Source organism: Pseudomonas sp. S11P7, from assembly GCF_023195435.1.
GTDB lineage: Bacteria > Pseudomonadota > Gammaproteobacteria > Pseudomonadales > Pseudomonadaceae > Aquipseudomonas > Aquipseudomonas fluorescens_G.
In genome coordinates this window covers 1289577-1302686 of sequence record NZ_JALPKS020000002.1, presented here as the reverse complement: position 1 = coordinate 1302686, position 13110 = coordinate 1289577, and the positions used below count along the sequence as shown (strand labels likewise).

At 61.6% G+C, this 13110-nt stretch carries 12 protein-coding genes; 9 read left to right on the top strand and 3 right to left on the bottom strand.

Annotated elements, in window-relative coordinates:
• The first annotated feature begins 300 nt into the window (after positions 1-300).
• Entirely contained in the window at positions 301-855 is a 555-nt protein-coding gene (locus M0746_RS06065) for an RNA polymerase factor sigma-70 (RefSeq protein ID WP_208940347.1), read from the top strand.
• Positions 856-988: 133 nt separating this feature from the next.
• On the opposite strand, the gene M0746_RS06060 is transcribed toward M0746_RS06065, so the two are convergent.
• The 3 genes from M0746_RS06060 to M0746_RS06050 all read right to left on the bottom strand — a co-directional run bounded on the left by M0746_RS06060 (position 989) and on the right by M0746_RS06050 (position 3601).
• Positions 989-2002, bottom strand: coding sequence for a GNAT family N-acetyltransferase (locus tag M0746_RS06060; protein WP_258448492.1), 1014 nt, complete (start codon positions 2000-2002; stop codon positions 989-991).
• 85 nt (positions 2003-2087) lie between these two features.
• Positions 2088-2885, bottom strand: coding sequence for a substrate-binding periplasmic protein (locus tag M0746_RS06055; RefSeq protein ID WP_258448491.1), 798 nt, complete (start codon positions 2883-2885; stop codon positions 2088-2090).
• 92 nt (positions 2886-2977) lie between these two features.
• On the bottom strand, positions 2978-3601 hold the full coding sequence (locus M0746_RS06050) for a TetR/AcrR family transcriptional regulator (protein WP_258448490.1): 624 nt from the start codon (positions 3599-3601) through the stop codon (positions 2978-2980).
• A gap of 184 nt (positions 3602-3785) precedes the next feature.
• Between M0746_RS06050 and M0746_RS06045 the strand changes: the two genes are divergently transcribed.
• The 8 genes from M0746_RS06045 (at position 3786) to ppnP (ending at position 13101) form a co-directional block, all read left to right on the top strand.
• Complete coding sequence (locus M0746_RS06045) at positions 3786-5570, top strand: acyclic terpene utilization AtuA family protein (RefSeq protein ID WP_258448489.1); 1785 nt, start codon at positions 3786-3788, stop codon at positions 5568-5570.
• 12 nt (positions 5571-5582) lie between these two features.
• A complete protein-coding gene (locus tag M0746_RS06040) occupies positions 5583-6452 on the top strand; it encodes an SDR family oxidoreductase (RefSeq protein ID WP_258448488.1) in 870 nt (289 codons plus the stop codon).
• A 3-nt stretch (positions 6453-6455) separates the two neighbouring features.
• Positions 6456-8072 carry a geranyl-CoA carboxylase subunit beta gene (gene atuC, locus M0746_RS06035; protein ID WP_258448487.1) on the top strand — a complete coding sequence of 539 codons (1617 nt, stop codon included), beginning with the start codon at positions 6456-6458 and terminating at the stop codon, positions 8070-8072.
• Positions 8073-8102: 30 nt separating this feature from the next.
• Positions 8103-9260, top strand: a complete 1158-nt coding sequence (atuD, locus tag M0746_RS06030; RefSeq protein WP_258448486.1) for a citronellyl-CoA dehydrogenase — start codon at positions 8103-8105, stop codon at positions 9258-9260.
• On the top strand, positions 9257-10054 hold the full coding sequence (locus M0746_RS06025) for an enoyl-CoA hydratase/isomerase family protein (RefSeq protein WP_258448485.1): 798 nt from the start codon (positions 9257-9259) through the stop codon (positions 10052-10054). The genes atuD and M0746_RS06025 overlap by 4 nt, the downstream gene beginning before the upstream one ends.
• 117 nt (positions 10055-10171) lie before the next feature.
• The gene (locus M0746_RS06020; protein WP_258448484.1) at positions 10172-12133 is read left to right on the top strand and encodes an acetyl/propionyl/methylcrotonyl-CoA carboxylase subunit alpha; all 1962 of its coding nucleotides are present in this window, start codon (positions 10172-10174) and stop codon (positions 12131-12133) included.
• A gap of 70 nt (positions 12134-12203) precedes the next feature.
• Complete coding sequence (locus tag M0746_RS06015; RefSeq protein ID WP_208940337.1) at positions 12204-12746, top strand: exonuclease domain-containing protein; 543 nt, start codon at positions 12204-12206, stop codon at positions 12744-12746.
• 70 nt (positions 12747-12816) lie between these two features.
• A complete protein-coding gene (gene ppnP, locus M0746_RS06010) occupies positions 12817-13101 on the top strand; it encodes a pyrimidine/purine nucleoside phosphorylase (RefSeq protein ID WP_007940055.1) in 285 nt (94 codons plus the stop codon).
• The last annotated feature ends 9 nt before the right edge of the window (positions 13102-13110 follow it).

Below are 13110 nucleotides of genomic sequence, written 5' to 3'. Positions count from 1 at the left end.
AGGGGCGCGGTCTGTGCCGACCGCGCAAGGCATCGAATGCTGTCTGGCCGGGAGCAATACCCGCAGCCATTCACAGATGAGAACGGATGACGTCTGCAAATAATTAGTCGACAGACGCGCCCCTCAACGGGGCTGGGGTGCGGCGGCGTGTCGCAGTTCGCAAAACACACTTGCTTGCAGCATTAGTTCTCTTTCTCAATTGACAATCATTATCATTCAACATAATTTGTCGCTCGATGTGTAGGACAGCCCTGCCCCCAGGGGCGTCCCACTAACCAATTTGGCAGCAAGGTGATTTCCATGACGGAACAAGTATCCACAAGCAGGTGCGATTCACCGCTACTTCAGGCATTCGTCGACAATCGGCTGATTCTGGTCAAGATCGCCGCGCGCATTACCGGTTGTCGCTCGCGCGCCGAGGACGTGGTGCAGGATGCGTTTTTCCGCCTGCAATCGGCGCCACCGATCACCTCGTCGATCAAGGCGCAACTGAGTTATCTGTTCCAGATCGTGCGCAACCTCGCCATCGATCACTACCGCAAACAGGCGCTCGAGCAGAAATACTCCGGCCCTGAAGAGGAAGGGCTGAATGTGGTCATCCAGGGTGCTTCGCCGGAAACCTCGCACATCAATTTCTCGACCCTGGAAAACATCGCCGACGCCCTGACCGAACTGCCCAGCCGTACGCGCTATGCGTTCGAAATGTATCGCCTGCACGGCGTGCCGCAAAAGGACATCGCCAAGGAACTCGGCGTCTCGCCGACTCTGGTCAACTTCATGATTCGTGATGCGCTGGTGCACTGCCGCAAGGTTTCGGGCAGTCGGCGGGATGCGGTGGTTGTGGGTCGTCGTTAAGATTCAGATTTTGCGTCAAGCCATTCGCGAGCAGGCTCGCTCCCACATTGGATCTGTGTACGCAGAATCCATGTGGGAGCGAGCCTGCTCGCGAAGGCGGCCTCAAGATCACAGAAATCCTGAAGCCAGATCATCACGCCAACCTGCACCGATCAAAAAACCGCTCACGCCCCAGAATCATCAGCGCCGCGCGCTTGTGCGGAAAATCGAATTCCTTCTCGCAGTGAAAACACTGGTTGTGCATGTGGCCGATCATCTTCGCGTTGTCGGCGCGCGGCTCGGCGACCACCCGTTGCGTGCGCGGATCATCGAGAAACAGGTAATGCACCAGCGCCGATAACCAGCTCGCCACTTTGTGCGGGCCGCGGTGGTCCTCCTCGCCGACCAGCATGTGGATGCCGCGATCGTAATCATCGGCGTCGTAGAACGGTGCGATGCGATCCTCCTTGGCCCAATAGGCTTCGAAATAGGCAAACGGCTGATCGTCGAAGCAGCCGATCAAGGTCAGCGTGTGCGGGTCAGCCTCGAGTTTGCTCAGGTACTCGCGGTGCTTGTCGAGGCTGCCCTCCTCCTGCCAGAAGCTGGCCACCCGCGGGCTGTTCTGCCAGCGGTTGAAACGCGGCAAATCCTCTTCGATTTCCACGGTTCGCAAGGAAATCCAGGCGCCGAGCCGTGCGTCGAAACGCCGATAGACCTCACCGCGCGGTTTGACCGGGCGCCGTGGATGGCGCTTGCCTTGGCTGATGATCATTTGTTGCGGATAACTGCCGGTCAGCGATGTTCCGAGCCAGGGCTGCGGCAGTTGCCAGAACAGCGCGCGTTCGCAGCGATATTCGCCGGCCACCTCGGTACCGATCAACAAACCGCTGAGCAAGGCTTCGGTCGGTGGCTGATCCAGTTGCCAGGTCAGTTGCTGGCACGCCGGATCACGCGCAAACAGCCAGTAACAGGCCGCCCACAGCGCTTGCCCGGGCGGCAACGCAAAGCGCTCATCGATCTGGATCGGGCCCTTCGCGTCGCGATCAAGGCGCAGGCGAATCAGCGGCTGGCCGTCAAGGCTCAGGCTCAAACGGCTTTCGCTGGCATCAGCGATCAGGCGGCTGCCCGAGGGCAAAGCCAGGGCAGTCAGGTCATTCAGATTGGACATGGGGCGGGCTCACGATAATCGTCGACAGTTAGACGATGTGACGTGAGCGGCAGGCGGAAATTTAGCCTTTCAGCGCAAATGGCGCTCAGCGATTGAGCACCGGCACCACGGCGATTTTGTACGGATCGAAAATCTTCAGCATTTCGCCGTTGTCGCGAAGCGCCTGCAACAGCTTGCCGAAGGCCACGCCGCTGATCGGCGCCGTCGGGCGCAGAATCGCATAGTGGTGGTAGATCTGATCGACGCGCTGCGAGACCAGCAGTTCATCACGGACCTTCTCGTTACGCAGCAGGTAATCGCTCAGGTACGAGCGGGTCACCAGGGCGATATCGGCGCGCGAGCGCAGCACCATCAGCAGGTTGCTGTCGTGGGAGTAGGTCAGTGTGGCGTTGAAGTGCTGGGCCAGGTATTTGGGGTCGGCGTTGAAGGCGGCAAACTCGTAGTGATAGCCGCTGAACAGCGCCAGGCGCTTGCCTTTGAGGTCGGCGAAGTAGTTCTGCTGACGGCCGTCTGCACGTTGCGCGACGAAAATCTCGGCATCTTCAAGGCCCATGTCGACGTCGCTGTGGGGTATGTCTTTCCAGCCCCATTCAGGGTTCTCGAAGATCGCCATGTCGATCCGGCCCTGCTTGAAATCACCGAAACGCCGAGGAATCGAAGTGGGCACCAGGACGAACTGATAGTCGCTTTGCAGGCGATTCAGCGCCTCGACCAGTTGCGGCAGCAGACCGGTGTCGGCGCCGTTTTCCGGGCGAATGGTGTAGGGCGGAAAATGCGCCGCGCCGACCCGGACCAATTGCGCGGCCTGAGCGGGCAATACCCATAATGCAGCCAGCGCTGCGAGCATCAACCCCGCGACGGTCCGAATTGGCAAAGACTTCAAAACACCCCACTCCCCGAAAAAATACCGATCAATGCATTCAAGCTAGGCGGTTTCGCCCAGTTAGCCAGTTTCCCGGCCGGATAGAAAGTGGCTCAACGCTCTTCGAGGACCAGAATCAACGCTTCGTCGGCCAACTGATCGAGGCTCAAACTGCCGCCAGCACGGAACCAGGTGGTGGTCCAGGACAGTGCGCCGGTCAGGAAACGTCGGGTAATAAAAACATCGCCACGGATGAAGCCGGCGTCCTTGGCTTCACCCAGTACTTGCAACCAGATTTCTTCGTAGATATCGCGCAGCGCCAGCACTTTGGCCTGGCCTTCTTCGGACAGCGAGCGCCACTCATAGACCAGCACCGCCATGGCCTCGCCGCTGCCGCCCATGATCGACTGCAATTCACAGCGGATCAGCGCCAGCACACGCTCGCGGACATTGGCGGCATCGGCCAGTGCCGCGCGCATCAAAGCGGTGTTGTAGCGAATGGTTTCTTCCATCACCGCGCGCAGGATTTCGTCCTTGCTTTTGAAGTGATGAAAAATGCTCCCCGACTGGATGCCGACCGCGCCGGCCAGATCACGCACGGTGGTGCGTTCGTAGCCTTTGTTGCGGAACAGGTGAGCCGCCACTTGCAGCAATTTGCCGCGGGCGCTGTCGGGATCGGTCAACTGGCCGCTGTCGACCAAATCACGCATGACCCTCAGGGCTTTTTGCTCGTCCACCCGTTCTCTCCTACAGTCGATCAGTGTGTTGCCCCCTGAAACCGCAGGGTTGCGCGCAATTTAAGCCGCCAGCGGCAACCAAGCAAGCGCTTGGGCAGAAGATAGTTTCAAGTGTTTACAAACCAAGCGCTTGCTTGGTAGCCTCCAGACACTTCTGTCGCAGATCGCTGAGTCGGAGATAAAAATGCCAAGTACCGTGCGGATCGGATGCGCCAGCGCCTTCTGGGGCGATACGTCAACTGCCGCCGCGCAATTGGTGGCCGGCGGACGCCTGGATTATCTGGTGTTTGATTATCTGGCCGAGATCACGATGTCGATCATGGCCGGCGCGCGCATGAAAGACCCGCAGGCCGGGTACGCCAGCGATTTCATCGAAGTGCTGACACCGCTGCTGGCGCAATTGGCCGAGCAAAATATCCGCGTCATCAGCAACGCCGGCGGGGTCAATCCGCAGGCCTGCGCGGCCGCCCTGCAAGCCGCGTGTGAGCGCGCCGGCGTCGCGCTGAAGATCGCTGTGCTGCTTGGCGATGACCTGCAGCCTCAACTGCGCCAGCTCAGCGGTATCACTGAAATGTTCACTGGCGCCCCACTGCCGCCGCTGTGCGTGTCGACCAATGCCTACCTCGGCGCGCCGGGCATCGTCGAAGCGCTGAAGCTCGGCGCCGATATCGTCATCACTGGCCGGGTGGTCGACAGCGCCGTGGTCAGCGCGGCGCTGGTGCATGAGTTCGGCTGGTCGTGGCACGACTACGACAAACTGGCCCAAGCCGCACTGGCCGGGCACATCATCGAATGCGGCGCGCAATGCAGCGGCGGCAACTTCACCGACTGGCGCGACGTGCCGGATTACGAACACATCGGTTTTCCGATCGTCGAAGTCAGCGCCGACAGCCAGTTCATCGTCAGCAAACCCGAAGGCAGCGGCGGCCTGATCACACCGCTGACCGTCGGCGAGCAGATGCTGTATGAAATCGGCGATCCACAGGCTTATTTATTGCCCGATGTGATCTGCGATTTCACTCAAGTCAGGCTTCAGCAACACGGCAAAAACGCCGTTCATGTCCATGGCGCCAAAGGCTTGCCGCCCAGCGATCAATACAAGGTCAGCGCCACCTGTCCGGACGGTTTTCGCTGCACCGCCAGTTGCCTGATCGCCGGCATCGATGCGGTCGCCAAGGCGCGGCGCGTCAGTCAGGCGATCATCGACAAAACCGCAGAAATGTTCAGCCAGCGCGGCTGGGCGCCCTACAGCGAAACCCATGTTGAACTGCTTGGCAGCGAGGCCACTTACGGCCCGCACGGTCAGCGTCAGGACAGCCGCGAAGTGGTGATCAAAATTGCCGTACGTCACCCGGATAAACGAGCGCTGGTGCTGTTCTCCAAGGAGATCGCTCAGGCCGCGACCGGCATGGCGCCGGGGTTGACCGGTATCGTCGGCGGCCGTCCGACGGTGTATCCGCTGATCCGCCTGTTCTCGTTTCTGATCGATAAAAATGCCTGCACGTTGCAAGTCGAGATGGCTGGCGAACGCCATCCGTGCAGCCTGCCCACGCCCGCCGTAGCACAAACCCCGATCTCAGCCCTGCCCCATCAACCACCCGAACCGCAGGGCCGCGCCGATACCGATGTGCCGCTGGTAAAACTCGCCGTGGCGCGTTCCGGCGACAAAGGCAACCACAGCAACATCGGCGTCATGCCACGCAAGCCCGAATACCTGCCGTGGATCGCCGCAGCGCTGACGCCAGCGGTGGTCGCAGACTGGATGGGCCATGTGCTCGATCCGCATGACGGGCGGGTCGAGCGCTGGTACCTGCCCGGCACCCACAGCCTTAACTTCCTGCTGGAAAACGCCCTCGGCGGCGGCGGTGTCGCCAGTCTGCGCATCGACCCGCAAGGCAAGGCCTTCGCCCAGCAACTGCTGGAAATCCGCATACCGGTGCCGCAGAGCATCGCCGAACAACTCGACTAGAGGTTGAGCTTCATGGCCTACGCATCGATTTTCCAGGCCGGGCTGTTCAGCGGCCAGAGCATTATCGTCACCGGTGGCGGCAGCGGCATCGGCCGCTGCACCGCGCATGAACTGGCCGCGCTCGGCGCTAACGTGCTGCTGGTCGGGCGCAAGCCTGAAAAGCTCGAACGCGTCGCCGCCGAAATCGCCGAGGACGGTGGCCGTGCGCACTGGCAGGCCTGCGATATCCGCGATGAAGAAGCGGTAAAACTGCTGGTCAGTGAGCTGATCGCCGAACACGGGCCGATCCACGGTCTGGTCAACAATGCCGGTGGCCAGTATCCGTCGCCGCTGGCTTCGATCAATCAGAAAGGTTTCGAAACCGTGCTGCGGACCAATCTGGTCGGTGGATTTCTGATGGCCCGGGAAGTGTTCAATCAGTCGATGAGCAAACACGGCGGCAACATCGTCAACATGCTCGCCGACATGTGGGGTGGCATGCCCGGCATGGGCCATTCCGGCGCAGCGCGCTCGGGCATGGACAATTTCACCAAGACTGCGGCCTTCGAGTGGGGTTACGCCGGGGTGCGGGTCAACGCAGTGGCGCCAGGCTGGATCGCTTCCAGCGGCATGGACACTTACCAGGGCGCGTTCAAAGCGGTGATTCCGACCCTGCGCGAGCATGTGCCGCTCAAGCGCATCGGCACCGAATCGGAAGTCAGCGCAGCGATCGTGTTTCTGCTCAGCCCGGCGGCGGCGTTCATCAGTGGCAGCACCTTGAAAATCGACGGCGCGGCCAGCCTCGGCAGTCGCGCATGGCCGCTGCATAAAGCCACGCACAGCGAGTCGTTCAACGGATTTCATCGGGCGTACTTGCCTGACGTCCTCAAGGACAAGGAATAAGTCATGGCGCAGATCCAGTCGCAACTCGACCCGCACAGCGAACCCTTCGCGCGCAACCGTGCGGCGATGCTCGCTGCCATCGAACACGTGCAACAGCTGGAACAGAACCTGCTGAACAAGGCCGCCGAAGCCAAGGCGAAGTTCGATCAGCGCGGGCAATTGTTGCCACGCGAACGCCTGAACCTGCTGCTCGACCCCGGCGCGCCGTTTCTGGAGCTGGCGAGTCTGGCCGGCTACAAACTGCACGATGACAAGGATGGCAGCGCGGCCGGTGGCGGCTTGATCGCCGGCATCGGTTACGTCTGCGGCATTCGCGCGATGGTGGTGGCGAACAACAGCGCGATCAAAGGCGGGACGATCTCGCCCAGCGGCCTGAAAAAATCCCTGCGCCTGCAACAGATCGCCCTGGAAAACAAACTGCCGATGATCACCCTCGCCGAAAGCGGCGGTGCCAACCTCAATTACGCCGCGGAGATTTTCGTCGAGGGCGCGCGCAGTTTTGCCAATCAGGCGCGGCTGTCGGCGCTGGGTTTGCCGCAGATCACTGTGGTGCATGGCTCGGCAACCGCTGGCGGCGCTTATCAACCCGGTTTGTCGGACTATGTGGTGGTGGTGCGCGGCAAGGCCAAGCTGTTTCTCGCCGGGCCGCCGCTGCTCAAGGCCGCCACCGGTGAAGTCGCCTCCGACGAAGAACTCGGCGGCGCCGAGATGCACGCGCAGGTCGCCGGGACCGCCGAGTACCTGGCCGAAAACGATGCCGATGGCGTGCGCCAGGTGCGTGACATCCTGCGCATGCTGCCGTGGAACGAACAACTGCCGTGGCGGCCGGAACCGCAATACAAAGAGCCGCTCTACCCCATCGACGAATTGCTCGGGCTGATCCCGGACGATCCGAAAAAGCCCTACGACGTGCGCGAAATCATTGCGCGCATCGCTGACGAATCGGACTTCGTCGAGTTCAAGGGCGAATACGATCAGCAGACGTTGTGCGGCCATTTGAAGATTCAGGGCCGCGCCTGCGGCTTCATCGGCAATAACGGCCCGATCACCCCGAACGGTGCGAGCAAAGCGGCGCAGTTCATCCAGCTATGCGACCAGAGCCAGATCCCGCTGCTGTTTTTCCACAACACCACCGGCTTCATGGTCGGCACCGAATCGGAACAACAAGGCGTGATCAAACACGGCTCGAAACTGATTCAAGCGGTGGCCAATGCACGGGTGCCGAAACTGACGTTGGTGGTCGGTGGCTCCTACGGTGCCGGCAATTATGCGATGTGCGGACGCGGTCTCGATCCACGCTTCATTTTTGCCTGGCCGAACAGCCGCACCGCAGTGATGGGCGGCGCGCAGGCCGGCAAGGTGTTGCGCATCGTCACCGAAGCCAAGCAGCTGAAAGACGGCCTGGTACCGGACCCGAAAATGCTCGACATGCTCGAACAGGTCACCGCGCAGAAACTCGACAGCCAGTCCACGGCGCTCTACGGCAGCGCCAACCTGTGGGACGACGGGCTGATCGATCCGCGCGACACGCGCACCCTGCTCGGCTATCTGCTGGACATTTGCCACGAAGCCGACATTCGTACGCTGCAACCCAACAGCTTCGGCGTCAGCCGCTTCTGACCGCCACGGATCTTACGGAGAACAAGAACAATGATCTTCACCCCGGAACACGAAGCGCTGCGCCGTACCGTCCGCCAGTTCGTCGACAATCAGATCAACCCGCACGTCGACGAATGGGAAAAGGCCGGACGCTTTCCGATCCACGAGATCTTCCGGCAGGCCGGCGAACTGGGTTTGCTGGGGATTTCCAAACCGGAAAAATTTGGCGGCATGGGCCTCGATTACAGCTATTCGATCGTCGCCGCCGAGGAGTTCGGCACCATTCATTGCGGCGGCATTCCGATGTCGATTGGCGTGCAGACCGACATGTGTACCCCGGCGTTGGCCCGCTTCGGCTCCGATGAATTGCGCGAAGAATTTCTGCGGCCGGCGATCAGCGGTGAGCAGGTCGGCTGCATCGGCGTCTCCGAAGTCGGCGCCGGCTCCGACGTCGCCGGGCTGAAGACCACGGCGCGCAAGGACGGCGACGACTACGTGATCAACGGCAGCAAGATGTGGATCACCAACTCGCCGAGCGCCGACTTCATCTGCCTGCTGGCCAACACGTCGGATGACAAGCCGCACATCAACAAGTCGCTGATCATGGTGCCGATGAACACGCCCGGCATCAGTCTCAGTTCGCATCTGGACAAGCTCGGCATGCGTAGTTCGGAAACCGCTCAGGTGTTTTTCGACAACGTGCGCGTGCCACAGCGCAACCGCATCGGCCACGAAGGCGCCGGTTTCATGATGCAGATGCTGCAGTTTCAGGAGGAACGCCTGTTCGGCGCGGCCAATATGATCAAGGGCCTGGAGTATTGCGTTGACAGCACCATCGAGTATTGCAAGGAGCGCAAGACCTTCGGCAATGCGCTGATCGACAATCAGGTGATTCACTTTCGCCTCGCCGAGTTGCAAACCGAAATCGAGTGCCTGCGCGCGCTGGTCTATCAGGCCACCGAGCAATACATCAAAGGTCAGGACGTTACGCGGCTGGCGTCGATGGCCAAGCTCAAGGCCGGTCGGCTCGGCCGTGAGGTCAGCGACAGCTGCCTGCAATATTGGGGCGGCATGGGCTTCATGTGGGACAACCCGGTGGCCCGCGCCTATCGCGATGTGCGGCTGGTATCGATCGGCGGCGGTGCCGATGAAATCATGCTGGGAATCATCTGCAAGCTGATGGGCATCCTGCCGGGGAAAAAGAAATGAACCGCCTGCCTGAGTGCCAGACGCTGCTGCTGGAACTGCATGGCGGTGTACTGCACGTCACTCTGAATCGGCCGGACAACCGCAATGCGATGAGCCTGCAAATGGTCAGCGAATTGCGCGCGGTATTCGCCGCCGTCCGCGATGAGCGCGATGTTCGCGCGCTGGTGCTCAGCGGCGCCGGCGGGCATTTCTGTGCCGGTGGCGATATCAAGGACATGGCCAGCGCCCGTGCTCAGGGTGGCGAGGCTTATCGCGAGTTGAACCGGGCCTTTGGCGCCTTGCTCGAAGAGGCGCAGCACGCGCCGCAGGTGTTGATTACGGTGCTGCAAGGCGCGGTGCTCGGCGGTGGTTTCGGGCTGGCCTGCGTCAGCGATGTCGCGATAGCCGACCATCAGGCGCAATTCGGCTTGCCGGAGACCAGTCTCGGCGTTATCCCGGCGCAAATCGCGCCGTTTGTGGTGCAGCGCATCGGCCTTAGCGAAACCCGGCGCCTGGCCCTGACCGCAGCGCGTTTCGATGGCGATCAGGCTCAGCAACTGGGGCTGGTGCATTTTGTCGAGCGCGATGCGCAGGCGTTGGCCGAACGACTGGATGAGGTGCTGCAGCAAGTGCTGCGTTGCGCGCCGCAGGCGAATGCCGTGACCAAAAAGTTGCTGCTGGCCAGTGCCGGGCAGCCGTCGAGTGAATTGCTTGATCAGGCCGCGCAGTGGTTCAGCGAGGCGGTGACGGGCGAAGAAGGGATCGAGGGCACCCTGGCTTTCATGCAAAAGCGTAAACCGCGGTGGGCTATCTAAAAGCATCGCTGGCAAGCCAGCTCCCACAGGGAATTTGCGTCGTTAACAAAACCTGTGGGAGCTGGCTTGCCAGCGATGAGGCCAGCACATGCAACGCAACTTCCGAGGAAACAGCCCATGCCAACCCTCCAGAAAATCCTCATCGCCAACCGCGGTGAAATCGCCTGCCGCATCCAGCGCACCGCCCAGGCCCTCGGCTACCGCACCGTTGCGGTCTACAGCGATGCCGACGCCGATGCGCTGCACGTGAAGATGGCCGATCAGGCCGTGCGCATCGGCCCGCCCCCGGTGCAGCAGTCCTACCTGAACATCCCGGCAATCCTCGACGCCGCCCGCCGCAGCGGCGCCGACGCGATCCATCCCGGCTATGGCTTTCTCTCGGAAAACGCCGAATTCGCCCGCGCCTGCCAACGGGCCGGGCTGACCTTCATCGGCCCCAGCGTCGAAGCCATCGAACTGATGGGCAGCAAACGCCTGTCGAAGCTCGCCATGCTCGACGCCGGCGTGCCGTGCATCGCCGGCTATCAGGGCGCTGCGCAAGGCGACGCGACCTTGTTGCGCGAAGCCGAGCGCATCGGCTACCCGTTGATGATCAAGGCCAGTGCCGGCGGTGGCGGGCGCGGCATGCGCCTGGTGCACAACGCGGCTGAACTGCCGGCGCAACTGCGCACCGCACGTTCGGAAGCGTTGAACGGTTTTGGTAGCGACGAATTGATTCTCGAACAGGCCGTGGTCGAACCCCGGCATGTCGAAGTGCAGCTGTTCGGCGACCATCACGGCAACCTGATCTACCTTGGCGAACGCGACTGTTCGATCCAGCGGCGCCATCAGAAAGTCATCGAAGAAGCGCCCTGCCCGGTCATGACCGCCGAGTTGCGCCAAGCCATGGGTGAAGCAGCGTTGAAGGCCGGCCGCGCGGTGAATTATGTCGGCGCCGGCACCGTGGAGTTTCTGCTCGACGCGCGAGGGCAGTTTTATTTTCTGGAAATGAACACACGACTTCAGGTCGAGCATCCGGTCACCGAACTGATCACCGGTGTCGATCTGGTGGCGTGGCAATTACAGATTGCCGAAGGCCAGCCACTGCCGCTGACTCAGGATCAGGTGCAACTCAATGGCCATGCCATGGAAGTGCGGCTGTACGCCGAAGATCCGACGCAGGATTTTCTTCCGCAGACCGGGCGTATCGAGGCTTGGGAGCCAGCGCTCGGCCACGGTGCGCGGATAGATCACGGCTTGCTCGAAGGGCAAGCGGTCAGCCCATTCTATGACCCCATGCTGGGCAAACTGATCGCCCATGGCGCCACCCGGGAAGAGGCGCGGCGCAAGCTGTTGCGCGCGGTCCAGGACACTGTGCTGTTAGGCGTGCACAGTAATCAGCGTCTGCTCGCCAGCCTGTTGCAGCATGAACAATTCGTCAGCGGTGAATTCAGTACCGCCTTCATTGCCCGGCATTTCAGCGATCACCCCGACCTGCATCGTTACGTGCCCAGCGCCGAGGAACTGGCGATTGCGGCGCTGCTGTTCTATCAGACCAGCGCACGCCAGCACCGAGCGCCGCTGAGCGGCTGGCGCAACAACGCCAGCGTACCGCTGACTTACCGCCTCGGCTTCGATGAGCAGAACTGGACGCTGCAACTGCACGCTCAAGGGCCAGACATTTTTCAGGTCAGCGTCGGTGAACGCACGCTCGATCTGCAACTCATCGACCTCGACGCGCATTCGCTGACGCTGGCCGTCAATGGCGTGCGCCAGCGCCACGCCTGTCAACTGGCGGGCGCACAGCTCTGGCTGTTCAGCCATCCGGGCAGTCTGCGGCTGGAGGATCGAACTCATGCGGTGATCGACAGTCAGACCAGCGTCAGCTCCGGCACCTTGAAAGCGCCGATGGACGGCGCCATCGTCGACGTCCTGGTCAGCGAAGGCAGCGCGGTCAGCAAAGGTCAGTTGCTGGTGGTACTGGAGGCAATGAAAATGGAGCACCCGCTCAAGGCCGGCATCGACGGCGTGCTCAAGCGGGTGCAGGTCAAGGTTGGCGATCAGGTAAAAAATCGTCAGGTTCTGTTGCAGGTCGAGTAGTCGCCCACACACCGATGCGGGTTTTGACTACGCTCTGAGATATCAGAACGCGAAAATCAGGAACCCTGCGATGCCCCACTGGCTGGTCATTGATCTGGAAGCCACCACCGATGAGGGTGGCTGGCCGGTCACCGAAATGGAAATTATCGAGATCGGTGCGACCCTCGTCGATCGCGCCGGACGCGAGCAGGATCATTTCCAGCGCTTCGTCAAACCGACGCGGCGGCCGTTGCTCACCCCGTTCTGTCGCGAACTGACGCACATCACCCAGGCCAATATCGATGCCGCGCAACCGCTGCACGACGTCTGGCCGGCGTTCGAGCGCTGGCTGGCCCAGCATCAATCGCGCCTCGAAGGCTGGGTCAGCTGGGGCGATTACGATCGCAAGCAATTGCTGCAGGAATGGCAGCGACTGCACATCGACAGTGGCCTCAGCCGGGTGCCGCACATGAACCTCAAGCAGCGCTTCGCCAAGGCCCGGCGCCTGGAGCGGCCGCTGGGCCTCAACGGTGCGCTGCAGCTGGCCGGTCTGCAATTCAGCGGTCAGCAGCATCGGGCGCTGGAGGACGCGCGCAACACGGCGCGGTTATTGCCACTGGTGTTACCGATTTAGAGACGTGACGAGGCTGAACGCCTTGGGCATACTGGCCGGCCCCTTTTCAGCCCTTTTCGAGGAATCGCCCATGTTTAAAGTCAACGAGTACTTCGACGGCACCGTCAAGTCGATCGCCTTTGGCACCGCTGAAGGTCCGGCGACCATCGGCGTCATGGCCCCGGGCGAATACGAATTCGGCACCAGCCAGCGTGAAATCATGCATGTCGTGTCGGGCGCCCTGACCGTCAAGCTGCCGGACAGCAGCGACTGGGAAACCTTCGCCGCCGGCAGCCAGTTCAACGTGCCAGCCAACAGCAAGTTCCAGCTCAAGGTCGCGGTCGACACTGCTTACCTGTGCGAATATCGCGGCTGATACGGCGGT